Raw genomic sequence first — 25,057 nt, 5'->3', positions numbered from 1 at the left:
ACTGCCCGATTTATCGCCAGGCGACCGTGTCTTGAAGTCCGTGAGGGACTCCTTGAGGGAATCTGATTCCCTCAAGGAGTCCCTCACGGACCACAACCCGGCTTCCGCTGCCTGCAGCACCCCGGAAGCACGTCCAAGCCACAGCCTTGAGTTCCTGACATTGACTCTGAGTGCGCGGGGGCTCCCCGCGCACACCTCCGACGCGAAGGCGGCCGGCGAGACCTCATCGTCTCGCCGGCCGCCTTCGCCTCGCCCGGTTCTCAGCCCGTCTGCACGGCCACCCAGTCGCCGCCCAGAATCGGCACGTTCTCGTCGTAGCGCCCGCGCGCGGCCTGCCCGGTCAGGTACAGCCAGGCGGGGGTCTCGGCCCATTCCCCGTTCTCGGCCAGGTAGTCGACCGGCCTGCGCACCCGGAGGTAGAGGCAGTCGCCGGGGCGGTCCGGATGGTACTTCTCCAGCCGGTCCAGGTCGGCCATCGCCGCTTCGTACTGCGCCTCGGCGAGCACCATCAGCTCGCCGACCACCTGCTGCCCCGGGCGGTCCAGCGCGAACGGGATCCGGTCGCCGAACAGGCCGAGCCCGGCCGCTCTGGCGGGGAACCGCTGCGCCACCCGGTCGCCGATCAGCCCGTGGTTGCGCTGCCCGCTGCGCAGGGTCCCGTACACGAACACCGGAAGCTGTTCCATCCCGGCCACCGCCCTTCTCTCCGTTCCCGCCCGGTCAGTACCAGCGCAGCACGGCCGCGCCCGCGGTCATCCCGGAGCCGATCGCCGCCATCATCACCAGGTCGCCGCGCTTCGCCTCCAGGCCGCTGAGCACCAGCGGGATCGACGCCGAACCGGTGTTGCCGCTGTAGACACCGGGGACCGGGCACTTCGCCGGGTCCAGCCCCATGGTCTCGACGCAGTCGGCCAGCATCTGCGGATTGGCCTGGTGGAAGACGAAATGGTCGATCTGCTCCAGGGAAACCCCGGCCTGCTCGGCCACCTCGTGCACCAGCTTCGGCACCACGTCCTCGAAGTACTCCCGCACCGGGCGCCCGTTCATCACCATGTACCGCTCGCGCGAGTCCACCGTCTCCGCGTCGAGCGGACGGCGGCTGCCGCCGGCGGGCTGGCCGACGAAACCGGCGTGGCACCCGTCGGTGATCAGGGTGTGCGCGAGCAGGCCGTAGCCGTCGGGGACGCGGCCGACCCGGGTGGCCGCCGCGCCGTCGCCGAACACGGTGACGGTCTTGCGGTCGGGCTTGTAGAGCACCTTCGAGATGGTGTCGGACCCGATCACCAGCACCTCGTCGAGGTTCGGGTCGGCGGAAAGCAGCGAGTGCGCCATCACGAACGAGAACACGTACCCGGAGCAGGCGGCGCTCAGGTCGAACGCGAACGCCCGGCCCAGTCCCATCCGGCCCTGCACGATCGCCGCGGTGGACGGAAAGCTGTGGTCCGGCGTGCTGGTGCCGAGAATGACCGCGCCGACGCTGGCGCGCTTTTCCGGGCAGTCCGCGTACAGTTTCTCCACCGCGATGCACGCCATGTCCGAAGTGGACACGTCGTCTGCGGCGTAGTGCCGTTCGACGACTCCGGTGCGTTCGAGGATCCAGTCCGGCTCCTGCCCGACCCAGGCGCCCACCTGGTCGTTGCCGACCACCCGGGGCGGCAGGTAGCCGGCGGCGCCGAGAATTCCTGTGGACATGGCGAAGCTCCTTCTGGCAAGGCGAGCGAGGGAATAGGCCGGTTCAGCCGGAAAATTACCAGCCGGTCGGCGAACGGTTCAAGGAAATGCGCGCACGACGACGGTAATCGGGTGTTTCAAATGGTGACTCCGCCGCCGCAGGTCAGCACTTCCCCGGTGACGTAATCGGAATCCGGTCCGCAGAAAAGGTAGATCGAGCCGGCGGCCTCGGCCACCGTGCCGAAGCGGCCCAGCGGCACCGTCGCGCGGATCCGGTCGAGCACATCTTCGTTGATGCCGATGGGGATTTCCCGCGAGCCGACGGTGATCGTCTCGTTGTCGCCGACCGCGCGGATCAGCCGGGTGTCGATCAGCCCGAACGCCACCGAGTTCACGTTCACGCGATAGCGGCCCCATTCCTTGGCCAGCGTTTTGGTCAGCCCGAAGACGCCCGCCTTGGCCGAGGCGTACCCGGCCTGCCCGACATTGCCGAAAACACCGGCGATCGAGGAGACGTTCACGACTTTCCGGTGCACCCGGCGGCCTTTTTCCTCGTCCGCGCGGGCTTGGTCGCGCAGCACCGGCTGGGCGGCGCGCAGAATGCGGAACGGCGCTTTCAGGTGCGTGTCGAGCACCGTGTCCCACTGCTCGTCGGTGGTTTTCTGGATCACGTTGTCCCACGGGAACCCGGCGTTGTTCACCACGATGTCGAGGCCGCCGAACTCGCGGACGGCGGTCTGCACGAAGTGCTCCGCGAACCCGTCCGCGGTCACGTCGCCGACGCACGCCGCCGCGGCGCCGCCCGCCGCGGCGATCGCGGCCACGGTGTCGTCCACCGCCCGCTTGTCCATGCCGTTGACCACGACCGCGGCTCCTTCGGCCGCCAGCCGTTCCGCGACGCCGCGGCCGATGCCCCGGCTGGACCCCGACACGATCGCGGCCCTGCCCGCCAGTGGTGTGCTCACTGCTGTCCTCCGGTGTTCGTCGTCTGCCCGGCCGCGACGGCCGGTTCGGTCCGGGGCAGGAACCAGGCCACCGCTCCGCAGAGCAGCACCAGCCCGGCCCCGGTGAGCTGAGCCGCCGAGATCGCCCCGGCGAAAGCCGAGCGCGCGTGCTCCGCCTGCCCGCCGGACCGCGCGCGGGCGAGCGCCTCGGCCAGCGAGCCGGCCTCGAGGTCGCCGGGGAGACGCGCGGTGAACAGCGCCGCGCTCACCGCGCCGAGCACCGCCACCCCGAGCGACGCCCCCGTTTCGTGCAACATGCCCTGGGTTCCCGACGCCGCCCCCGTCTGCTCCGGCGGCACCGAGCCGAGCAGCGCGTTCGCCACGAGCGGCCCGGCGATGCCGAGACCGCACCCCGCCGCGAGCAGCCCGGGAGCCAGCGCCGGATAACCCGCCGACAGGGGCACCAGCGCGATGGCGGCCAGGCCGGCGGCGGCGAGCGTCATCCCGGCGGTGATCCCGCGCGCGGCCCCGAGCCGCGCGCCGACGCGGGCGCTGACGAGGCTGCCGCAGACCAGCAGCCCGGCGGCCATCGGCAGCGTGCGCACCCCCGCGTCCAGCGGCGAGTAGCCGAAGTCGAACTGCAGATGCTGGGTGAGCAGGAAGATCGACCCGGCCAGCCCGAAGGCCGCGAGCAGGCTGGTGACCACCGACAGCCGGAACGCGGGCACCCGGAACAACGCCATGTCCAGCATCGGTTCCCGGGCGCGTTTCTCCTGGCGGACGAAGGCGGCGAGCAGCGCCGCCCCGAGCACCAGCGAGGCCGGCACCTCCGGGGCGGTCCAGCCCCGGCCGGGCGCGGCGATGACCGCCCAGCCGATCCCGACCATGGCCGCGGCCGAAAGCAGCGCCCCCGCCACGTCGGGCCGTCCGCCCGGCCCGCGGAACTCGGGCACCCAGGTGCGGGCGAAGACCAGGCACAGCACCGCGATCGGGATGTTCAGCGCGAACACCGCCTGCCACGGGAACCGCGCCAGCAGCGCACCGCCGAGAAGCGGCCCGAGCGCCTGCCCGCCCGCCGCCACCGCGGTCCAGATCCCGATCGCGCGCGGCCGGTCCCGTTCGGAGAACACCCGGGTGAGCACGGCGAGCGTGGCCGGGACGACGCACGCGCCGCCGACGCCCATGCCCGCCCTGGCCACGATCAGCTGCACCGGCTCGCCCGCGGTCACCGCGAGCACGGAAAAGCCGGCGAAGAGCGCCAGCCCGGCCAGCCACATCGCCCGGTAGCCGACCCGGTCGCCGATCCCGCCCGCGGCCACCGCCAGCGAGCCGACCGCGACCGTGTAGGCGTTCACCATCCACTGGACGTCCGCCGTGGTCGCGCCGAGTTGCTCGACGATCGACGGGATCGCGACGTTGACCACCGTGTTGTCCAGCACGGTCATGAAGAGCGTCAGGCACAGGGCGGACAGCACCCACCAGCGCCGGGGTCCGGCGGGGGTCATGGCCGGCTCCGTCGCCGCGGACGGGCGGTTTCGGGGGCTTGGCGGGGCGCCGCGTCGAGACAGTTCTTCAGCAGCACAGCCGGATACCCGCCGAGGCCGGGGAAATCGCCGTGCCTGCCCGGGTTCGCCGTCGCGCGGGCACTCGGTTCGGCAGCCGTGCTCCTCGGCCCGGAGTCCTTCGCCGGCACCACCGAACGCCCTCCGACGGCCAAGGACTCGCCGCCCGTCCTCATGCCCGGCTCCGGCGCCGCGCCAGCCGGGCGCGCCCTGCCGCTGCCCGAGCGCCCAGATCCGCCGCCGTCCGCCCGGAGTCGGCGGGCTCGGCCTCCTGCCCGGCGGCAGCGATGGCCCGCGCCTGCGCGGCGACCGTCGTGTGCCGGAACAGGTCCACCACCCCGAGCCGGACGCCGGTGGCCGCGCTCAGGCGGCTCTGCAGTTTCAGCAGCACCACCGAATGCCCGCCCAGGTCGAAGAAGTTGTCGCGCACGCCGACGCGTTCGATGCCGAGCAGGTCGCCCCACACCTCGCTCACCGTCCGCTCCAGCCGGTCGGCCGGCGCGACGTATCCGCTGTCGCCGCCGGGGCGGGCGCGGTCGGGCACGGGCAGTGCGCGGCGGTCGAGTTTTCCGCTCGGCGTGCGCGGCAGGGACGGCACCTCGGTCAGCACCGCGGGCACCATGTACTCCGGCAGGCGCTCGCCGAGGAAAGCGCGGACCGCGGGCAGGTCGGCGGTTCCGTTGCGGGGCACCACGAATCCCGCCAGCCTGGTGCCGCCTTCGTCGGTGTGCACGGTGACCGCCGCTTCGCCGACGTCGGGGTGCGAGGTCAGCGCGGCCTGGATTTCGCCGAGCTCCACCCGGAAGCCGCGGATCTTGACCTGGTCGTCGATGCGGTCGAGGTATTCGAGGAACCCGTCCGCGCTCCAGCGCACGAGGTCGCCGCTGCGGTACATCCGGGAGCCGGGCGGGCCGAACGGGTCGGGCACGAACCGGTCGCCGGTCAGCGCCGGCCTGCCGAAGTAGCCGCGCGCGACCTGCGGTCCGGCGATGAACAGCTCGCCGGGCACGCCGGGCGGGGTCAGCTGGAGCCCGGTGTCGAGCACGTACATGCGCATGTTGCCCAGTCCCCGGCCGATCGGCACGCGGTGCGGCCAGCTGCCGGGCGCGGGGTCCAGCAGGTGCGCGGTCGCGGCGTGCGTTTCGGTGGGGCCGTAGAAGTTGTACGCGCGGCGGTCGGGGCGGGCGAGGAAGAACTCGCGGATCGCGTCGGTGACCATGAACGCCTCGCCGCCCTGGAGCACGTCGGTCAGCGAGTCCAGTCCGCTGCCCTGCGCGGTCGCGGCCTCGATCATCGCCTCGATCGCCAGCCGCGGCGCGAAAAGCTCGTTCACCCGGTGCCGGTCGATCCAGCGGACCAGTTCGTCCGGGTCCCGGCGCACCCGCTCCCCCGGAATCGCCAGCGCCTTGCCCATCAGCAGGGTGACCAGGGTTTCCTGGACCGAGAAGTCGAAGCTGATCGCGGTGAACTGCGCGGTCCGCCAGCCGGGGCCGCCGCGCAGGGTCGCGCGGTGCCAGTCCAGCACGTTGACGATGCCCGAGGTCGGCATCACCACGCCCTTGGGCCTGCCGGTGGAACCCGACGTGTAGATGACGTAAGCCGGGTTGCCCGGCAGCGCCGGGCGCACGCGGTCCGCGTCGGTCGGCGCGGTGTCCGCTGCGGACAGCGCGTCGAGCGTTTCCGTTCCGGTCACCACCAGCCGCGGAGCGCCTTCCGGCACCAGGTGTTCCAGCCCGGGCGCGGTCAGCACCAGCCGGGGCTTGCTGTCGGCGATCATGTAGCGGACGCGGTCGGCCGGGTATTCCGGGTCGATGGGCAGGTAGACCGCGCCCGCTTTGAGCACCCCCAGGATTCCGGCGACCAGTGCGAAGGACCGCGGCAGCAGCAGTGCCACCACCTCTTCGGTGCCGACCCCTTGCCCGATCAGGTGGCGGGCGAACCGGTTCGCGGTCCGTTCGAGCCCGGCGAAGGTCATCGAGGCGTCGTCTTGGATCAGCGCCGTGGCCTCGGGAGACGCGGCGGCCCGTTCCTCGAACAGCTCGGCGACGCTCGCCGTGGTCGCTTCCCGGCCCACGTCGTTGAATTCGACGAGCAGCCGGTGTCGTTCTTCCTCGGACAGCACGTCCGGGGCGCCGATGCGTTGCGCCGGGTCGGCGGCCAGCGCGCTCAGCAGCCGTCGCCAGCGCCGGATCAGCAGGTCGATGTCCTCGTCGTCGAACAGGTCCGTGCTGAACTCGATGTCGCCCTCGATCCCGCCCTCGCCCGGCCGTTCGGTCAGGCTCACCACCAGGTCGAACCGGGAGGTCCCGGTGGCCACGGCGATCGGCTCGCTGTCCGCATCGGACAGGGAAAGCTCCGGGCTGCCCGCGTTCTGCAGCACGAACATGATCTGGAACAGCGGGTGGTGCCCGGTCGAGCGCACCGGGTTCAGCTCCTCGACCAGCCGCTCGAACGGCACCCGCTGGTGCTCGTAAGCGGCGAGGTCGGTTTCGCGGACCCGGTCCAGCAGTTCGGCGAAGGTCGGGTCGCCCGCGGTGTCGGTGCGCAGGACCAGGGTGTTGACGAAGAAGCCGATCAGCTCGTCGAGCACCTCGTCGGTCCGGCCGGCGATCGGGCTGCCCAGCGGCACGTCGGTTCCCGCGCCGAGCCGGGTGAGCAGGGCGGCGAGCCCGGCGTGCAGGACCATGAACATGGTGCACCGGTGCTGCCGCGCCACCCGCGCCAGCGCGGCGTGCAGTTCGGCGTCCCAAGCGAATTCGACGGTCTGCCCGCGCTGGCTCGCCCGTTCCGGTCGCGGCCGGGCCATCGGCAGGGTCAGCTGCTCGGGAGCGCCCGCCAGCCGTTCGCGCCAGTACGCGATCTCCGCCTCGGCTGACGCGTCGCGCTCGAGCCGTTCGGTCTGCCAGAGCGTGTAGTCGGCGTACTGCACCGGGAGCGGTTCCCAGTCCGATGCCCGGCCGTCGAGCCGCGCGCGGTAGGCGGTGGCCAGGTCGCGGCTCAGCGGCGCGAGCGACCAGCCGTCTCCGGCGATGTGGTGCAGCGACAGCAACAACGCGTGCTCGCCGGGGGCGGTGGTGAACAGGTAGGCGCGCAGTGGCGGTTCGGTCGCCAGGTCGAAACCCTCGCGGGCGGCGGTTTCCAGTGCCGCGGTCAGGTCGGCGGGGCCGACCTCGGCCGTGCGCAGCCGGGGCCGGGCGCCGGGGAGCACGAGTTGTTCCGGTTCCCCGTCGGTGTCCGGGAAGACCGTGCGCAGGCTTTCGTGCCGTTCGGCGAGGTCGGCCAATGCCTGTTCCAGCGCGCCGGTGTCCAGTTCGCCGCGGAGCCGGAAAGCGAGCGGCATGTGGTAGGCGGCGCTCGGTCCGGACGCGTGGTGCAGGAACCACAATCGGCGCTGCGCCGAGGAAAGCGGCACGCGGCCCGGTCGCGGCCGGGCGGTCAGCCCGGTCTCTTCCGTGCGGTGCTCGGCGATGCGCGGGGCGAGCGCGGCGACCGTCGGGGCTTCGAACAGCGCCCGGATCGGCACGTCCGCGCCGAGCACCGGACGGATCCGGCTGACCAGCTTGGTGGCCAGCAGCGAATGCCCGCCGAGGGCGAAGAAGTCGTCGTGCACGCCCACCTCGGGCACCCCGAGCACGCCGGCGAAAATGCCGCACAGGGTCTCCTGCAGCGGGGTCGCCGCGCCGGTCGCGGCAGCCGGCTCCGGCGGCCGCGGGCCGGGCAGCGCCGAGACGTCGAGCTTGCCGTTCGCCGTGACCGGCACGGTTTCCACCGGCGTCCAGGTCGCGGGCACCAGTTGCTCCGGCAGCCGTGAACGCGCGAACTCGCGCAGTCCGGCCGGGGCCGAGGGCACCACGTAGGCGTCCAGGCGCAGGGAACCCTGCCCGTCGTCGCGGGCGAGCACCACGGCCTGGCGCACCGACGGATGGGCCCGCAGCACCGCCTCGATCTCGCCGGGCTCGACGCGCAGGCCGCGGATCTTCACCTGCCGGTCGCCGCGGCCGGTGTAGGCGAGGCTGCCGTCCGCGCGCCAGCGGCACCGGTCGCCGGTGCGGTACATCCGGCTTCCGGGCGGGCCGAAGGGGTCCGGCGCGAACCGCTCGGCGGTCAGGTCCGGCCGTCCGGCGTAGCCGCGGGCGACCTGCACCCCGCCGATCCACAGTTCGCCGTCGACGCCCGGCGGGAGCAGGCGTCCCCCGGCGTCGGTGACGTAGAGCAGGGTGTTGGGCGCGGCGAAGCCGATCGGCACGTCGGGTTCGCGCTCGCGGTCGCACGGCCACCAGGTGACGTCGACCGACGCTTCGGTGGGCCCGTACAGGTTGTGCAGGCGGGCATCCGGCAGCACCTCGGCCACCCGGTCCCGCAGCGCACCCGGCAGGACCTCGCCGCTGCACACGATGTCGCGCACGCTCGTGCAGCCCGCGGCCGACGGTTCCTCGGCGAACGCGCTCAGCATCGACGGCACGAAGTGCAGCACCGAAACGCCTTCGGCCCGGATGAGCCCGGCGAGGTACCGGGGATCGCGGTGCCCGCCGGGTTCGGCCAGCACCAGCCGGGCGCCGGTGATCAGCGGCCAGAACAGCTCCCACACCGAAACGTCGAAGCCGATCGGCGTCTTCTGCAGCACGACGTCGCCCGCGGTCAGCTCGAACGCGCGCTGCATCCAGTCGAGGCGGTTGACCACCCCGGGCTCCTCGACGACCACGCCCTTCGGCCGTCCCGTCGAGCCGGAGGTGAACATGACGTACAGCGCGCGGTCCCGGCGTCCGCCCGCGGCGGCCGCGTCCTCGGGCAGGTCGTCGGCCGCGAGCCAGCCGTCGCCGGGCAAGCCGTCGCGGAGCTTCGCGAGGGTCAGGCCGGTCTCCGCCCCGGCGTCGGCGAGCATGGCGGCGATCCGCTCGGCCGGGAGTTCGGGATCCACCGGCAGGTACGCGAGGCCCGCCTTCAGCACGCCCCAGAGCGAGGCCATCAGCTCCGGCGACCGCGGCAGCGCGACGGCCACCACCGAGCCGCTCGCGCGGGCGGACAGCACGCTCGCCACCCGGTCCGCGCGCCGGTCCAGTTCGGCGTAGGTGAGCCGTTTTTCGCCGGAGACCACCGCGATCGCGTCGGGCTGGCGGCGCACCGCTTCGGCGAACCGTTCGACGAGCGTGGCAGCACCCGGATCGGTCCGCTCACCCGTGCCCCAATCGAGCACCTGCCGGGCTTCGGCGGCGTCGAGCACCGGTACTGCCGAGAGCCTGCCGTCCGGGTGCGCCGTCACCGTGTCGAGCAGCCTGCCGAAGTGCGCCGCGAAGGCGCGCACGGTCGCCTCGTCGTAGAGATCGGTGTCGTATTCGAGCTCTCCGGCGAGTTCACCGTCCTTTTCGGACAGATAGAGGGTCAGGTCGAGTTTGGCGGTGCCGTTCGGGACGAACGAAACCTCGGTCTCGGCTCCGGGCAGCGCCAGCTCGGCGTCTTCGCCCCGGACCACGAGCATGGCGCGGAAGAACGGGTTCGCGCCGAGCGCGCGATCCGGCCGGAGCCGGTCGACCAGCTTCTCGAACGGCACGTCCTGGTGGCGGTAAGCGCCGAAACAGGCTTCGCGGACACGGCCGAGCAGGGTGGCGAAATCCGGATCGCCCGCCAGCGAAACCCGGATCGGCAGGGTGTTCAGGAAATAGCCCGCGACCCGCTCGAAATCCGGATCGGAGCGAGCCGCCATCGGGGTGCCCGCGACTACGTCGTCGGCGCCGGTACGCGCGCCCAGCGTCGCTTGGAAAGCGGCCAGCAGCACGATGAACGGGGTGCACCGGTGGGCGCGCGCGAGGTCCTTCACCCGCCCGGCCGCCTTGCCGGGCACGGTGAAGCGGTGTTGCGCGCCGCGGAAGGACGGCGCTCCGGTGCGCCGCCGGTCCGGCCGGAGCCCGGTGTCCGCCGGCGAGTCCGCGAGGTTCGCCGCCCAGTACTCCAGCTGTTCCGCGAACGCGTCGTCTTTTCGTTGCCTGGCCGCGAAATCCGCGTACCCGGTGTCGGACGGCGGCAGTTCCTCGCCGCGGTAGGCACGGGCCCAGTCGTCGAAGAGCAAAGACAGCGAGTGCGCGTCGCACACCAGGTGGTGCAGGACGACGCCGATCAGGTGGTCCCGCTCCCCCAGCCGCCAGACGGTCACCCGCACCAGCGGTCCCGCCGCCAGGTCGAAGCGGTGCTCCGCCTCGGCGCGCAGTTCCTCCTCCGCCCGCGCCGGATCGCCGATCCGGACAGCGGCGACCTCGGCCGTGTCCAGCAGGACCGGACGAGGATCGCCGTGCTCCGCGTGCACGACCGTGCGCAGCACCTCGTGCCTGGCCACCACCTCGGCCCACGCCGCGGCCAGCGCCGCGACGTCCAGTTCGCCGCGGACCCGCACCGCCACCGGCACGTTCTGCGCGTGCCCGGTGGCGTCGAGCTGGTGGGTGAACCACAGGCGCTCCTGGCCGAAGGACAGGTTCATCGCAAGGCACTCCTCACTCGGGAAGACCGGTCAGCCAGGCCGCGCCGTCCATCTGGCGCCGGACGCTCAACGGACGCATGTCGGTCCAGACGCTCTCGACATGCGCGAGGCACTCCGCCTTCGGGCCGTGGAAACCCGCGTCCCGCCAACCTGCGGGAAGAGCACGCTCACGCGGCCAGATCGAATACTGCTCCTCGCCATTCACCACCACCGTGTAAACAGCAGCGGAATCGTCGTCCTCGAAAGCCATGTCCATCTCTCCTCGGGGTAAACCGCTCACCGCACGGCGGCGAGCGGGACGGCGGGTCGTTCCACGACCGCCTCGATCAGGGTCAGCACTGATTTCGCCAGCCCGGCGAACTCCCGGACCGTCTCGCGCGGCGGGCCCAGATGCCCGGTCGCCGCGCAGTGGAACGCCGGGGTCGCCGTGTCGATCGCCAGCACCGCGGCCGTGCCGGGCGCCGGATCGAGCCGGGCCCCGGTTTCGGTCACGGCGAGAGCGACCGGCATCGGACGGTTCGCCAGGCCGTGCAAGGGATAGCGCGCGGGAAGGTCGCGCAGGTAGCTGCCGCGCAGCCCGGCCAGCTCTCGCGAAACCGCGGCGGTCGCGCCTGCGAAGCCGAGTTCCGGCGGCAGTTCGACCGGGAGCGGCACGTCCCTCGCGACCAGCGCTTCCAGCCCGGCCACCGACGCCCGCCGGTCGTCGTCGCTGTAGCGGACGGTGCCGTACCGGGAGCCGAGGCAGACCAGCCACGCGGTCAGCAGTTCGGCCGCCGGGTCGCGCAGCCGGTCCACCAGCGCGCGCGGGACCAGCGTGGTTCCGCGGGTCACCGGCGAAGGAGTCCACAATGGACGAACCAGCGGGTCCGGGGCGGCGGCGCAGGCGGCGAGCCGCTCGAGCCAGAAGCCTTCGCGGTGCGCCCATTTCCCGAACCAGCCGGTGAACTCCGGCGCACCGAGGCGGTCGCCCGCGGCCAGGACCGCGTCCGGGGAAACCGGCTCGCCATCCACTGTGGACAGGGCGGTCAGCTCGACGGAACCGTCCACGGTGCTCACGCGCACCTGCGGGCCGGTCAGCACCGTGCCCGGCTCGGCCTCGACCGGGCCAGGCCGCGGGCGCAGGCCGGTCACGAGGAAAGCCTCGCCGCCGGCGACGATCCGGGGGCGGCCGAACCGGTTGTCGAACCGGCCGAACTCGCCTGCCCGGCGCCAGCGGTCCAGTTCCGCCGCCGTCTGCCGGCCGGTGACCAGGCCGCCGTCCGGGAACAGCCGCCGGGCCGGGAAGTACGTGCGTTCGCCCGGATTCTGCGCGACCGGGACGAGCGCGTCCGCCTCCAGGTCGTCCAGCAGTTCCTTCAGCGAACGCAGCCCGTGCTCGTGACAGCGCACGTCCAGCGCGAGCGTGGTGTCGCCGGGCCCGACCGGGAACCTGGACTGCTTGAGCACCCGGCCCGCGTCGATCTCGGCGACCATCTCGTGCCAGGTCACGCCGTGCTCGGTCGCGCCGTGCAGCAGCGCCCACGTCGTCTGGTGCACGCCCGCGTACCGGGGCAGCAGCGAACTGTGCAGGTTGATCGCCATCCGCCGGGGCCGCGCCAGGTCCTCGGCCCGCAGCAGCACGTCGTTGGTGATGCTGAACAGGTAGTCCGGCCGGCCGGGCAGGTCGCCGAGCCGGGCAGCGGCCGGCACGCCGTGCTCCCGAGCCCAGTCGAGCGCGGGCGGATACCGGGTGACCACGCCGGTCACCCGGTGCCCGCGGGCGGCGAGCAGTTCCGCGCTCTCCACCAGCAGCGCGCCCCAGCCGATCAGCTGGCAGTCGTATGCCGTCACGGTTCGACCAGCGATCCCGACAGCACCTTGGCGACGGTGGCGACGTGCGGTTCGCGCAGCATCGTCTCGTGGCCGCCGGGCACCTGGTGCCGTTCGATGGTGCTCGCGTAGGACCGCCAGCCGTAGCAGTCCGTGCCGTCCGCGCCGCTTTCCTCGGCCTGGAGGAAGACCACGCGCCCGGAGTAGGGCTCGGGCCGGTACGACTGCCAGGCGGTCAGATTGCGGTGCGCGGCCACGAACAACCGCACCAGCCGGTCGGTGTCCGGACCGGGCTTCACGAGCCCGCGTTCGCCGGCCCAGTCCGCGTAGGCGCGCATCCGCTCGGCCACCGGGCCGGCGCCCGGCTCGGGCAGGTCGGACGCGGCGAGGTCGCGGGCGTCGAGCAGCGCGAGCACGATCTCGGCCTCGGTGGTGCGCACCGGCTGGTCCGGATCCGGCGGTTCGACGTCCATGATCACCACTTCGGCGACCCGCTGCCCGGCCGCGGCGAGCTGCCGGGCCATCTCGTAGGCGATGGCGCCGCCGAGCGACCAGCCGCCGAGGTGGTACGGGCCTTCGGGCTGTTCGGCGCGCAGATCCGAGACGTACCGGGCGGCCAGTTCGGGCACGGTGGCCGGGCCGTCCCCGCCGGACACCGACGGCGACTGCAGCCCGTACAGCGACCAGCCGGGGGCCAGCTGGGCGGCCAGCGCGTGGTAGCAGAGGACCGTGCCGCCGAGCGGGTGCACCAGGAACAGCTTCGGGGCGCCCGCGGTGGTGTGCACCGGGACGACGCACGAGGCGTCCCCGCCGGGCGAGGCGCCCGCGACCGCTCCGGCGAGCAGTTCCACCGTGGTCGCCTTGAGCACGGTGGCCAGCGAGACCGTGGTGTCGCCGAACTCCGCCTGCAGCGCGCTCACCAGCCGGACCGCCAGCAGGGAATGCCCGCCCAGTTCGAAGAAATTGTCCCGGACGCCGACCCGGTCGATGCCGAGCAGGCCCTGCCAGAGCCCGGCGATCCGGCGTTCGGTTTCGTCGCGCGGGGCGAGGTACTCGGTCGCGAGGTCCGGCCGGGGATAGACGGTCTCGCCGGTTTCCCGTTCCGCCGCACCGGTTTCCGGACCGCCCGCGGCCTCGGCGATCCGCGCGGGCAGGTTCCCGGTGGACACGACCAGCTGCGGCAGCGGATCGGCGGCGAGCACCCGGCGCAGCACCTCCCGCGCCTCCCCGCCGTCCAGGCCGAGCTTCCCGCCGGCGCGCCAGCTGTCCCAGGCGACCGCGAGCCACGGCGTCTCTCCCGCGATCGACTGCTGCGCGGCGAACAGCTCGGCGTACACCGCCGCGGCCGCGTAGGCGCCGAAACCCGCACCGCCGAGCACCGAGGAGATCGACGAGCACAGGAACACGAAGTCCAGTTCCCGCCCGGCGAACACCCTGGCCAGCACCGCGGCGCCGTCCGCCTTGGCGGCGAGATCGGCGCGGACCGATTCGGCGGTCGCGCCCGCCACCGGGACCAGCCGGTCGCCGGAAACCACCCCGGCGGCGTGGAAAACGCCGTCGAACCGGCCGAGCCGCTCCTCCAGCCGGGCGACCGCTTCGCCGAACGCGGCCTCGTCGGCGACGTCCGCGGCGATCGCGGCCACCTCCGAACCGGCGGACTCCAGCTCCCGGATCGCGCGGGTCTCGTCGGCGGTCGGGGCCGAACGCCGGATCAGGCCGATCCGCGCCCCGGCGAGCTCCCGCGCGATTTCGGAGCCCATCCGGCCGAGCCCGCCGACGATCAGGTAGCAGCCGTCGGGCCGCAGCATCGAGGACCCGGCTTCCGGCAGGGGAATCGCCGCGTATCCGGGCACCCAGCGGTGCTCGCCGCGGTAGGCGACGCACGGCTCCTCGCCCGCGAGCACTTCCGCGGAAAGCCTGCCCAGCAGCCGCGAACGCCGTTTGCCGGTCCCTGCCGGGGCGGCATCGACGAACCGGCAGCGCAGGCCCGGCGCTTCCTGCGCGACCACGCGCAACAGTCCGGAGATCATGCCCCGTTCGGGCGCCACGCGCGGTTCGTCGGCGATGGCGAGCCCGGAAACGGCGAGCACGGAAAGGTTCGCGGCGATTCCGGCCTTCGCGAGCGCCCTGGCGTGGAACAGCACGGCGAGGAAGGAGTCGTAGCCGCCGGGAGCGGCGTCCTCGTCCAGTGCCCCGGCGCCGTGCACGATGCGGTCCGGCGTTTCGCCCGCGTCCCGCAGTGCCTGGACGAGGCTTTCCCAGTCCGCCGGCGATTCCGGGTCCACGAGGTAGCCGTCCTCGCCGAGGTCGGCGAACGACCGTCCCCAGTGGACCGGGATGACCCGGCCGGCGCCGAGTTCGGCGACCTCCCCGGCGATCGTGTCCGTCCCGGCGACCAGCCAGGTGCCTCCGGCGCCGGCCGCGACCGGGCGGGCGGCGCGTTTCCACGAGGGCGCGTAGAACCAGTCCGCCGGATCGGCGGCCCGTTCCCCGGCCGGGACCGCGATCGCCGACGGCTTCGCGTCCGCGGGCGGTTCCAGCCAGTACCGGCTCCGCTCGAACGGATAGGCCGGCAGCAGCAGCCGCTTCCGCCGCTGTCCTTCGAACAACGACTTCCAGCGCACTGTCGCGCCGGAAAGCCACAACCTGCCCAGTGCCGCGGCGAAGTCGTACTCGGCGTCGGCCGAATCCTGCGGCAGCACCTCGACCAGCTCTCCGGCCGGCTGTTCCCAGCCCGGCGCCCAGGCGGTGGCTCCCGCCACCACCAGCACCTGCGCGGGGTCGTCCAGCAGCGGTTCGAGCACCTCGCCGAAGTCGCCGCCGGCCCAGATGCCGCTGGTCCAGAACTCCGGATCGGCCAGTTCGTCCTCGGTGACGAATCCGTCGCACGCCACCGAGCTCCACGGCGTCTCCGGCGCGGCACCGACCTCCGGCGCGCCTTGGCCCAGCAGCACGGCGACCGCCTGTGGCAGGTCCAGCACTCCGGTCAGGCACGCGGCCACCAGCTCGCCCGCCCCGGACGCGGCGATCTCGTCCGGCCGCAGGCCTAGCTCCACGAGACCGCGGGCCAGTGCGTAAAGCGTCACGAACCGCGCGGGGTGCTCGAAGCGCGGATCCACCGGTTCGTCCGCGGACGCGAGGAAAACCGCTTCGCGCAGATCGGCGCCGAGGCCCGGAGCGAGCAGTTCGCTGCATTCGTCCACTGCGGACCGGATCACCGGCAGCCGCCAGTACAGCTTCGCCGCCCTGCCCGGCACGACCGGGAAACCGCCGGGGAGCACCAGCGTCCAGGAGCTCTGCGCGTCGCCGCTTTCGCGCACCCGCACGAATTCCTCGCCGCCGTCGCGCGCCAGGCCGGCGGCCTCGGCGGTCGTCCTGGCCAGCACCACCCGACGCTGGTCCAGCGCGGTCCGGCCGAGTTGCAGCGTGTAGGCCACGTCGGCGAGGTCGATGTCCGGCGTGCCGGCGAGGTGGTCGGCCAGTTCCTTGGCCGCCGTCTCCAGTGCGCCGCGGCTGCGGGCAGAGAGCGGGAGGACCTGCCAGCCCCGGCCCGGGGTCGACGGCTGCCTCGCCGGGGGCTGCTCCAGCACGACGTGCGCGTTGGTGCCGCCGATGCCCAGCGCGGTGACGCCCGCGCGGCGCGGGCCCTCGCCGGGGAACGCGGCCGGTTCGCTGCTGACGAAGAACGGGCTGCCCTCGAGATCGGTGTTCGGGTTCGGGCGTTCGAAGTGCAGCGACGGCGGCACGACTCCGTGCTCCACCGCGAGCGCCGCCTTCATCAGCCCGGCGACCCCGGCGGCGGTCCCGAGGTGGCCGAAGTTGGACTTGGCCGACCCGAGCGCGCACGACGCGGGCGGCAGCGGACCCGGTCCGGTGAACGCCTGGGTCAGCGCGGTCACCTCGATCGGGTCGCCGAGCACGGTGCCGGTGCCGTGCGCCTCGATCAGCCCGATGCTGCCCGGTTCGACGTCCGCGGCGGCCAGCGCCTTGCGGATCACCTCGACCTGCCCGGCGACGCCCGGCGCGGTGTAGCCGACCTTCGCCGAACCGTCGTTGTTGATCGCCGAACCGCGGATCACCGCGTGCACCGGGTCGCCGTCGGCGAGCGCGTCGGCCAGCCTGCGCAGCACGACCACGCCGACCCCGCTGCCCGGAAGCGTGCCCTGCGACGCGGCGTCGAACGGGCGGCAATGCCCGTCCGGGCTGAAGATCCCGCCTTCGACCCATTTGTAGCCGACGTTCGGGATGAGGATCGACGCGCCGCCGGCCAGCGCCATGTCGCATTCGCCGGACAGCAGCGCGCGGGCCGCGACGTGGGTGGCCACCAGCGAGGTGGAACACGCGGTCTGCACGGTCATCGCCGGGCCGCGCAGGTTCAGCTTGTAGGACACCCGGGTGGCCATATGGTCCTTGTCCCAGGAGATCAGCAGGTGCGCGCCGTTGGAGTTGGGCACCGTCTCCTGGTTGACGAAGGTGTTGTTCCACATGTAGTCGCTGTGCCCGACCCCGGCGTAGACGCCGATGCCGCCGTCGAACTGCTCCGGGTCGTGCCCGGCGCGCTGCAGCGCCTCGGCCGAGCATTCCAGGAACAGCCGCTGCTGCGGGTCGATCAGCGCCGCTTCGCTGGGGCTGTAGCCGAAATAGCCCGCGTCGAAGTACTCGATGCCGGCGAGTGCGCCGCCGCGGGGCACGAAGTCCTCGGCGAACGCGTCGTCGCCGAACCCGGCCGCGCGGATCTCGTCCGGGGTGGCGGTGCTGATCGTTTCGAGGCCTTCCAGCAGCACCCGCCAGTACTCCTCCGGGCTGCTCGCGCCGGGATAGCGGCAGGCCATGCCGACCACCGCGATGTCGGTGTCGCTGGGTTTCTCGCTGCTGCGCACCGGTTTTTCCTCCTTCGGGACGGCTTTCGGCGTGGCCGGTTCGGCGAGTTCGCGGAGATAGGCCGCGAGCGTGCTGACGGTGGTGTGGCGGAACAGCTCGGCGAAGGGCACGGTCACCGGCAACGCCTCGGTCAGCGCGGTGTGCATGCGGATCAGCAGCAGCGAATGGCCGCCGAGGTCGAAGAAGTTGTCCTGCGGCCCGACGTCGCGGCGGGACAGCACGTCCTGCCAGACGCCGAGGACGAGCCGTTCCATCCGGTTGCGCGGGGCGACGCGCGGGGTCTCGCGGGCGGCGGGCCGAGGATCGGGCAGGCGCGAGCGATCGGGTTTCCCGCTCACCGTGCGGGGCAGCTCGCCCAGCCGGATCAGCGCGCCGGGCACCAGGTAGGCGGGCAGGCGCTCGCGCAGGAACGCTTTCACCGCATCGGTTTCCGCTTCCCCGACGAGGTACCCGGCGAGCAACCGCTCCCCCGCGTCGGTGGTCACGACCTTCGCCGCGGACTCGGCGACGCCGGGGAACGCGGCCAGCGCGGCCTCCACCTCGCCCAGCTCGATCCGGAATCCGCGGATCTTCACCTGGTGGTCGGCGCGGCCGCGGAACTCCAGCCCGCCGTCGGACCGCCAGCGCACCACGTCGCCGGTGCGGTACATCCGGGCCCCCGCGCGCCACGGGTCGGGCACGAACCGCGCCGCCGTGAGCGCCGGATTGCCGAGGTAGCCGAGACCGACGCCGGGACCGGCGATGCACAGCTCGCCGAACACCCCGGTCGGCGCGAGCCCGCCCGCGTCGTCGAGCACGCAGACCCTGGCGTGGCCGAGCGGGGCGCCGAGGTGCACGTCCGGCTGCTCGGTCGCGGTCAGTTCCAGGCTGGTGGCGACGACCGTGGTTTCGGTGGGGCCGTAGACGTTGACGACCCGGGCGGCCCCGGCGTCGAACATCGCGCGCGCGGTCGCCGCGGGCAGTTCCTCTCCCCCCGCGATGCAGGTGCGCAGGCCGTCGGGCAGATGCCCGGCGCGCAGCAGTTCGCCGACCACCGAGGGCACCGCGAAGAAGTACCGCGCCATCGCGGCCGCTTCCCCGGGCAAGGCGCCGATGTGCAGCGCGTTGTCGACGAGCACCACCCGGCCGCCGAACGCGAGCGGCACCCACAGGTCGAGCACGGAGGCGTCGAAGCAGACCGAGGAGGTCGCGACCGCGCCCGCCAGTTCGTCGTCGTCGAGCAGGTCGCGGCCCCAGGACAGCAGGTGCCGCACGGCATCGTGCGAGATGACTGTCCCTTTCGGACTTCCGGTCGAACCGCTGGTGTAGATGACGTAGGCGGCGCTCTGCCCGGAGGGCGGCGGTTCGGGCAGCGGCGCCTCGTCGCCGGAGCCGCCGACCGCGAGCACCTTCCCCGGATAGCCGTCGAAACCGCCGGGCTCGTCGGTCACCAGCGCGGGCGCGGCCGCGTCGGCGAGCATCAGCCGTCGCCGCCCGGCCGGGTACTCCGGGTCCAGCGGCACATACGCCGCCCCGGCGCGCAGCACCGCGAGCAGCGCGACCACCAGGTCCGGGGTGCGCGGCAGGCACACGCCGACTCGCGTGCCCGGTCCGGCCCCGGCCGCCCGCAGGCGCCGGGCCAGCCGCCCGGACTCCCGTTCCAGTTCGCGGTAGGTGAGGACGCGGTCCGCGTGCCAGACCGCCGTGGCGTCCGGTGCCGATTCCGCGGCCCGGATCACCAGTTCCGGCAGGGTGGCTTCCGGCACCGGCACTTCGGGCCAGCCGTTCTGCCCCCACGCCAGCAGCCGGTCGCGTTCACCGCTGTCCAGCAGCGGCAGGGCGGACAGCCGGGCACCGGGGTTCGCGGCGATCCCGGCCAGCAGCGTGGCGAACCGGCGGCCGAGGCGTTCGATGGTCTCGGGGTCGAACAACGCGGTGGCGTACTCGAAGGAACACCGCAGGCCGTCCCCGGCCTCGCCCGCGTACAGCGAAAGGTCGAATTTCGCCGTGTTGTTGTTCTTGCCCTGGTATTCCAGGGAAAGATCGCCGACGCCGACCTCGGCGCTCGCCGGTCCCTGGAACACCAGGATGTTCTGGAACAGCGGGTCGTGGCTGGGATCGCGGTCCGGGGCCAGCTCCTCGACCAGCTTCTCGAACGGCACGTCCTGGTTGGCCACCCCGTCCAGGCAAGTCCGGCGCACCCGGGCGAGCAGGTCGGCGAACGCCGGGTCGCCGGACAGATCGGCCCGCAGCGGCAGCGTGTTCACGAAGAACCCGACGAGGTCCTCCAGCTCCGGGCGGCCCCGGCCGGTGATGGGCGAGCCGATCACCAGGTCGTCCTGCCCGGCCGAACGCGACAGCAGCACCGAGAAAGCCGCGAACACCACCATGAACAGCGTGCAGTTGTGCGCTCTCGCCAGCGCGCGCAGGTCGTCGAGCACGGCGGCGGGGACCACGAAATCGTGCCAGGCGCCGCGATGGTCGCGTTTCGCCTGGCGCGGCCGGTCCAGGGGCAGCGCCGAGAGCCGGGGCGCGTCGCGCAGGTGCTCCCGCCAGTGGTCCAGTTGCCGGGCGAACTCCGGGGTGCCGGCCAGCTCCCGTTGCCAGACCGCGAAATCCGGGTACTGCACGGCGAGTTCGGGCAGCTCGGGCGTCTCGTTCCGGGCGAAGGCGGCGTAGCACTCGCCCAGTTCGCGGAAGAAGATGTCCTGCGACCAGGCGTCGCACACGATGTGGTGGACGGTGATCAGCAGCTGGTGGTCGGCCTCGCCGAGCCGCACCAGCAGCGCGCGCAGCAGCGGCGGCGCGGCCAGGTCGAACGGGCGCGAGCCGAGTTCGGTCTCCAGGCGGGCGAGCTCTGCCGCCGGATCGGCGTGCGCGCTGAGATCGGCCACCGGCAGCGGCACGTCCACCCGGCCGTGCACCACCTGCACCGGCTCGCCGTCCTCGACGGCGAACCCGGTGCGCAGCGCCTCGTGCCGGTCGACCACGGCGGCGAGCGCCCGCTCGAGCGCGGGCCCGTCGAGTTCGCCGCGCAGCCGCATCCCCATCGGGATCAGGTAGAACGGGTTGCCCGGATCGACCTGCTGGACCAGCCACAGCCGGCGCTGGGCGAAGGACGCCGGGAACCGGTGGATCTCCGGGGTGTCGCTGTTCATCGGGTCGTCGCTCCTGTCGGCTCGGCCGCCTCGCCGCTCCGGCGGTAGCCGCCGCGGTCGACGCGGGTGATCGACGGCGCCGCCGGGGCGTCCTGGAGCTCGGCCACCGCGGCGGCGAGCTCGGCCACCGTCGGGCTGGTCAGCAGGGTGTGCAGCGGCACCTGGACCCGCAGTTCCTTGAGCAGGCGCGAAATCACCCGGGTGCCGAGCAGCGAATGGCCGCCGAGCTCGAAGAAGTTGTCGTGCAGGCCGACCCGGTCGATGCCGAGCAGGCCCGCCCACACCTCGGCGATCAGCTTCTCGGTGTCGGTCACCGGTGCGGCGTATGAGGTTTGCAGGTCCGGGCGCGCGTGCCCGCCGCCGCGGCGGGGCGCGGATCCGGCCTCGTCGCCCGACCACTGGTCGAACCGGGACCGCAGGTCGCCGGTCGAGTTCACCAGCTGGGCGGGCAGGCTCCCGGCGAGCACCCGGTCGAGCACGGCGGTCGCGTCGGCCTCGTCGATCAGGTACTCGCGCAGGGTCGCCGCGGCCGCGTCGTCCCCTTCGACGGTCCAGCCCTCCCAGGCCAGCGCCGTCCACGGGGTGCCGCCGTCGGCGGACCGCGCGGCCGCGAACAGCTCGAGGTACAGATTCGCCGCGGCGTAGGCGGAGAACCCGATCCCGCCGAGCACCGACGCGATCGACGAGCACAGCAGCACGAAGTCCAGCTCCCGTCCGGAAAACACTCCGGCGAGCACCCGCACCCCCCGCGCTTTCGCGGCCAGGTGCGGTTCCGCGCTCTCCGGTGTCGCCTGCGCGAGCGGCACCACGCCGTCCGCGGTCACCACCCCGGCCACGTGGAACACGCCGTCGAACGGGCCGAGTTCCTGCTCCAGCTTCGCCACCGCGGCCGCGAAACCCTCGTCGTCGGCGACGTCGGCCGACGCGGTGGCCACCGTGGCGCCCGCCGCCTCCAGCCGCCGGATCGCGGCGATCTCCGCGGCGACGGAATCGTCCGGATCCGCCGTGGCCACATAGGAATCCCAGTGGTCGCGGGCGGGAACCGCCGAGCGCCGGATCACCCCGATCCGGGCCCGGCGGGCCGCCAGCAGATCGCCGATCACCGCGCCGATCCGGCCCAGCCCGCCGGAAACCAGGTAGCAGCCGCCCTCGCGCAGCCGCGTGGCTCCAGTGGCCTCCAGCCGGGCGGGCACGAAGCCGCGCACCCAGCGGGTGTCGCCCCGGTAGGCGACGCAATCGTCCGTGCCCGCCACGATTTCCGCGTGCAGGTGGGTCAGCAGCCGGGCGCGCTGCCGCGCCGAGGCGGGCGGGGCGGTGTCGACGAATCGGCAGCGGGCCTGCGGCAGTTCCTGGCCGATCACCCGGCACAGCGCCGCCGTCATGCCGCGTTCCGGCCGCACCTCGGTCTCGCCCGCCACGACCAGGCCGGACACCGACAGCACGCCGATCTCGACGTCGTCGACCAGTCCGCATTCGGTCCACGCCCGCATCAGCAGCACCAGGCCGTGGAAAGCGGTGAAGTCCCACTGCGGGCCGTCCGCGCCGAACACCACGCGCCCGGGCGCCGCGCCCTTCAGCCCGCGGAGCAGGGTCAGCCAGCCCGTCAGATCGCCGGGATCGAGGGTGTAGCGGTCGTCGCCGCAGTCGGCGAACTCCTCGGCCCAGCTCACCCGGATCACCCTCGCGGCCGAGCGGGCGGCGACCTCTTCCGCGATCGACGCGGCGTCCCCGGCGACCAGCCAGGTCTCGCCTGCCGCCGCGTCCGGCTCGGCCCGCGGCGGCAGGCTGCGCGAGAAGTCCGGCAGGTGGAACCAGTCCGCCGGATCGGCCTGCCGTCCGGTGCCCGGCGCGGCCGCACCGGATTTGCCGGGCGTACGCGCGGAAAGCCAGTAGCCGGCGCGTTCGAAGGGGTAGCCGGGCAGGCTCGCCCGCCCCCACTCGCCGTTCGCGTGCAGCTTGGCCCAGTCCACCTCGACCCCGGCGAGCCACGCCCGGGACAGCGCTTCGAGCAGCACCGTCCGGTCGTCCGCGCGATCGTGCGCGGCGGGCGAGGACGCCAGCACGAGACCGTCGTCGGCGCGGTCGGGGTGCTGCACCAGCAGGCTCCCCAATGCGCGGCCCGGTCCCAGTTCGACCACCACCGGCGCGGTCAGCTGCCACATCGCGGCGATCTGGTCGGAAAACCGGACGGTGGCCACGCTGTGCCGGGCCCAGTGCGCGGGATCGGCCGCCTCGGCCGGGGCGACCCACTGGCCGGTGACATTGGACAGGTACGGGATCTCCGGCGTCTTGAGCTCCACCCCGGCGAAGTCGGCGCGCAGGCTTTCCTCCAGCGGGCGCATCATCGCCGTGTGGAACGCGTGCTCGGCGGGCACGCGGCGGCTGGCGATCCCGTCGGCGAGAAGGCGTTCGGCGAGCGCGTCGACCTCCTCGGCCGGACCGCCGACCACGCACAGCGAAGGAGCGTCCACAGCGGACAGTGACAGCTGGCCCTCCAGCAGCGGCTCGACCTGTTCGGCCGAGTTCATCACCGCGAGCAGCGCACCGCCGGGCAGACCGCCGATGTGCCGGGCGCGACGCGCCACCAGCCAGGCCGCGTCCGCCAGCGAGAACACCCCGGCGACCGCGGCTGCGACGTACTCGCCGACGCTGTAGCCGAGCAGCGCGTCCGGGCGCACGCCGTAGTGCATCCACAGCCGCGCCATCGCGTACTGGACGGAGAACAGCAGCGGTTGCGCGACGATCGTCTCGTCGAGCGGCCCCGCCTCCCGTTCCCGCAGCATCCGGGCGAGCGGGTCGGCGGGCAGTTCGCGCGGCGGTTCGGCCGGAGCGGCGAACAACCGCTCCCGAAGGTCGAAACCCAGGTGCGGGGCGAACAATTCGGCGCACCGGTCGAGTTCGGCGCGGAACACCGGCTCGTCGCGGTACAGCCCGGAGCACAGGTTCGGGTACTGGTCGCCGACGCCGGAGAACAGGAACACCACCGAGCGGGTCCCGGCGGGCCCGGCCGAGGTGAACACCTCCGGCGACCGGCTTTCCAGCGCCTTCGCCGCGCCCGCGGTGTCGGCCGCCACGACGGCGCGGCGGTGGGCGTGCACCCGGCGGCCGGCGGCGAGCGTGCCCGCCACGTCGGCCAGCGACAGCTCCGGATGCGCGCGCAGGTGCTCGGCCAGCCGGTCGGTGGCCCGCTCCAGCGCGGCGGGAGTGCGGGCGGAGAGCAGCACCGGCCGCGGTTTCGCGGTCTGCTCGCGCCGCCGCGGCGGCGGTGGCTCTTCGACGACGATGTGCGCGTTGGTCCCGCCGATGCCGAACGAGCTCATCCCCGCCCGGCGCGGCGTCCCGGTCACCGGCCAGTCGGAGAGTTCGCGGTTGACGTAGAACGGAGTCGAGGCGAAGTCGATGTTCGGGTTCGGCTCGCGGAAGTGCAGGCTCGGCGGGACCTTGCCGTGCTTGACCATCAGCACCGATTTGATGAACCCGGCCACCCCGGCCGCCGAGTCGAGGTGCCCGATGTTCGACTTCAGCGAGCCGATCGCGCACCGGTGCCCGCCGCTGGCGCCGAGCGCGCGGAAGGCGTCGGCGAGCGCGGTCATCTCGATCGGGTCGCCGAGCGGGGTGGCCGCGCCGTGCGTCTCGACGTAGCCGATGGTGTCCGCCTCCACGCCCGCGGCGCTGACCGCGTCGGTGATCACCTGGGTCTGCCCGCGCGTGCCCGGCGCGGTGTAGCCGACCTTCGCGGAACCGTCGTTGTTCATCGCCGAACCGCGGACGATCGCGTGGATCGTGTCGCCGTCGGCGAGCGCGTCTTCCAAGCGCCGCAACACGACCACGCCGACCCCGCTGCCGGGCACGGTGCCCTTGGCGGCGGCGTCGAACGAGCGGCAGTGCCCGTCCGGGGAGAGCACGCCGCCCTCCTCGTACACGTACCCGCGGACCTCCGGCAGGATCAGCGAGGCCCCGCCGGCCAGCGCGAGGTCGCATTCGCCGGTGAGCAGCCCCTGGCAGGCGAGGTGGATGGCCACCATCGAGGTGGAGCAGGCGCTCTGCACGGTGACCGCGGGCCCGCGCAGGTCGAGCTTGTACGCCGCGCGCGTGGCCAGGTAGTCCTTGTCCACCGACAGGATCATCTGCATCTGGCTGACGTCGGCCAGTTCGCTTTCGCTCGGGTAGATGTTGTTCCACATGTACGAGCTCAGCCCGACGCCCGCGTAAATCCCGGCCACGCCGCCGAACCGCGCCGGGTCGTAGCCGGAATCGTCGAGCGCGCCCGCCGCGCATTCGAGGAACAGCCGCTGCTGCGGGTCGATCAGCTCCGCCTCGCGCGGGCTGTACCCGAAGTAGGCGGCGTCGAACCGGTCGATGTCGCTGAGCACGCCGCCCCTCGGCACGAACCCGGGGTGGTCCAGCACCGCCGGATCGGCCCCGGCGGCCCGCAGTTCGTCCCGGTCGAACGTGGAGATCGACTCCACGCCCGCGGCCAGATTGGCCCAGAACCGCTCGGGATCGTCCGCGCCCGGGAACCGGCAGCTCATGCCGACGACCGCGATCGCGTCTACCGGATCACTCACAAACCTCACCTGACCG

General features: G+C 73.1%; 9 protein-coding genes. All 9 read right to left on the bottom strand.

All coding sequences use genetic code 11. From position 1 onward, the window contains the following. Positions 1-260: 260 nt before the first annotated feature. Entirely contained in the window at positions 261-686 is a 426-nt protein-coding gene (locus H4281_RS35130; protein ID WP_182895167.1) for a gamma-glutamylcyclotransferase family protein, read from the bottom strand. Positions 687-720: 34 nt separating this feature from the next. Further along, positions 721-1,692 carry a 3-oxoacyl-ACP synthase III family protein gene (locus H4281_RS35125; protein WP_182895166.1) on the bottom strand — a complete coding sequence of 324 codons (972 nt, stop codon included), beginning with the start codon at positions 1,690-1,692 and terminating at the stop codon, positions 721-723. A 116-nt stretch (positions 1,693-1,808) separates the two neighbouring features. Further along, positions 1,809-2,636, bottom strand: a complete 828-nt coding sequence (locus H4281_RS35120) for an SDR family NAD(P)-dependent oxidoreductase (RefSeq protein WP_182895165.1) — start codon at positions 2,634-2,636, stop codon at positions 1,809-1,811. Next, complete coding sequence (locus H4281_RS35115) at positions 2,633-4,120, bottom strand: MFS transporter (protein ID WP_182895164.1); 1,488 nt, start codon at positions 4,118-4,120, stop codon at positions 2,633-2,635. The genes H4281_RS35120 and H4281_RS35115 overlap by 4 nt, the downstream gene beginning before the upstream one ends. 229 nt (positions 4,121-4,349) lie before the next feature. After that, positions 4,350-10,646 carry a non-ribosomal peptide synthetase gene (locus H4281_RS35110; RefSeq protein WP_182895163.1) on the bottom strand — a complete coding sequence of 2,099 codons (6,297 nt, stop codon included), beginning with the start codon at positions 10,644-10,646 and terminating at the stop codon, positions 4,350-4,352. A gap of 13 nt (positions 10,647-10,659) precedes the next feature. Then, the gene (locus tag H4281_RS35105; protein WP_182895162.1) at positions 10,660-10,896 is read right to left on the bottom strand and encodes an MbtH family protein; all 237 of its coding nucleotides are present in this window, start codon (positions 10,894-10,896) and stop codon (positions 10,660-10,662) included. Between the two features lie 26 nt (positions 10,897-10,922). Beyond that, the gene (locus H4281_RS35100; RefSeq protein ID WP_182895161.1) at positions 10,923-12,476 is read right to left on the bottom strand and encodes a formyltransferase family protein; all 1,554 of its coding nucleotides are present in this window, start codon (positions 12,474-12,476) and stop codon (positions 10,923-10,925) included. Further along, positions 12,473-20,473, bottom strand: a complete 8,001-nt coding sequence (locus H4281_RS35095) for a non-ribosomal peptide synthetase (protein WP_182895160.1) — start codon at positions 20,471-20,473, stop codon at positions 12,473-12,475. The genes H4281_RS35100 and H4281_RS35095 overlap by 4 nt, the downstream gene beginning before the upstream one ends. Continuing rightward, positions 20,470-25,041 (bottom strand): type I polyketide synthase, encoded by a 4,572-nt coding sequence (locus H4281_RS46675; RefSeq protein WP_182895159.1) that lies wholly within the window; start codon positions 25,039-25,041, stop codon positions 20,470-20,472. The genes H4281_RS35095 and H4281_RS46675 overlap by 4 nt, the downstream gene beginning before the upstream one ends. Positions 25,042-25,057 lie beyond the last annotated feature (16 nt).

This window comes from Amycolatopsis dendrobii (genome assembly GCF_014145675.1).
In the GTDB taxonomy this organism is placed as follows: Bacteria; Actinomycetota; Actinomycetes; order Mycobacteriales; family Pseudonocardiaceae; genus Amycolatopsis; species Amycolatopsis dendrobii.
Note: the sequence above shows the minus strand (reverse complement) of the source record. Positions and strands in the feature narration are given on the sequence as shown.

Coding starts and splice junctions, on each gene's coding strand:
- H4281_RS35130 (WP_182895167.1), bottom strand. CDS start 686: ATGGAACAGCTTCCGGTGTTCGTGTACGGGACCCTGCGCAGCGGGCAG.
- H4281_RS35115 (WP_182895164.1), bottom strand. CDS start 4,120: ATGACCCCCGCCGGACCCCGGCGCTGGTGGGTGCTGTCCGCCCTGTGC.
- H4281_RS35125 (WP_182895166.1), bottom strand. CDS start 1,692: ATGTCCACAGGAATTCTCGGCGCCGCCGGCTACCTGCCGCCCCGGGTG.
- H4281_RS35105 (WP_182895162.1), bottom strand. CDS start 10,896: ATGGCTTTCGAGGACGACGATTCCGCTGCTGTTTACACGGTGGTGGTG.
- H4281_RS35110 (WP_182895163.1), bottom strand. CDS start 10,646: ATGAACCTGTCCTTCGGCCAGGAGCGCCTGTGGTTCACCCACCAGCTC.
- H4281_RS35095 (WP_182895160.1), bottom strand. CDS start 20,473: ATGAACAGCGACACCCCGGAGATCCACCGGTTCCCGGCGTCCTTCGCC.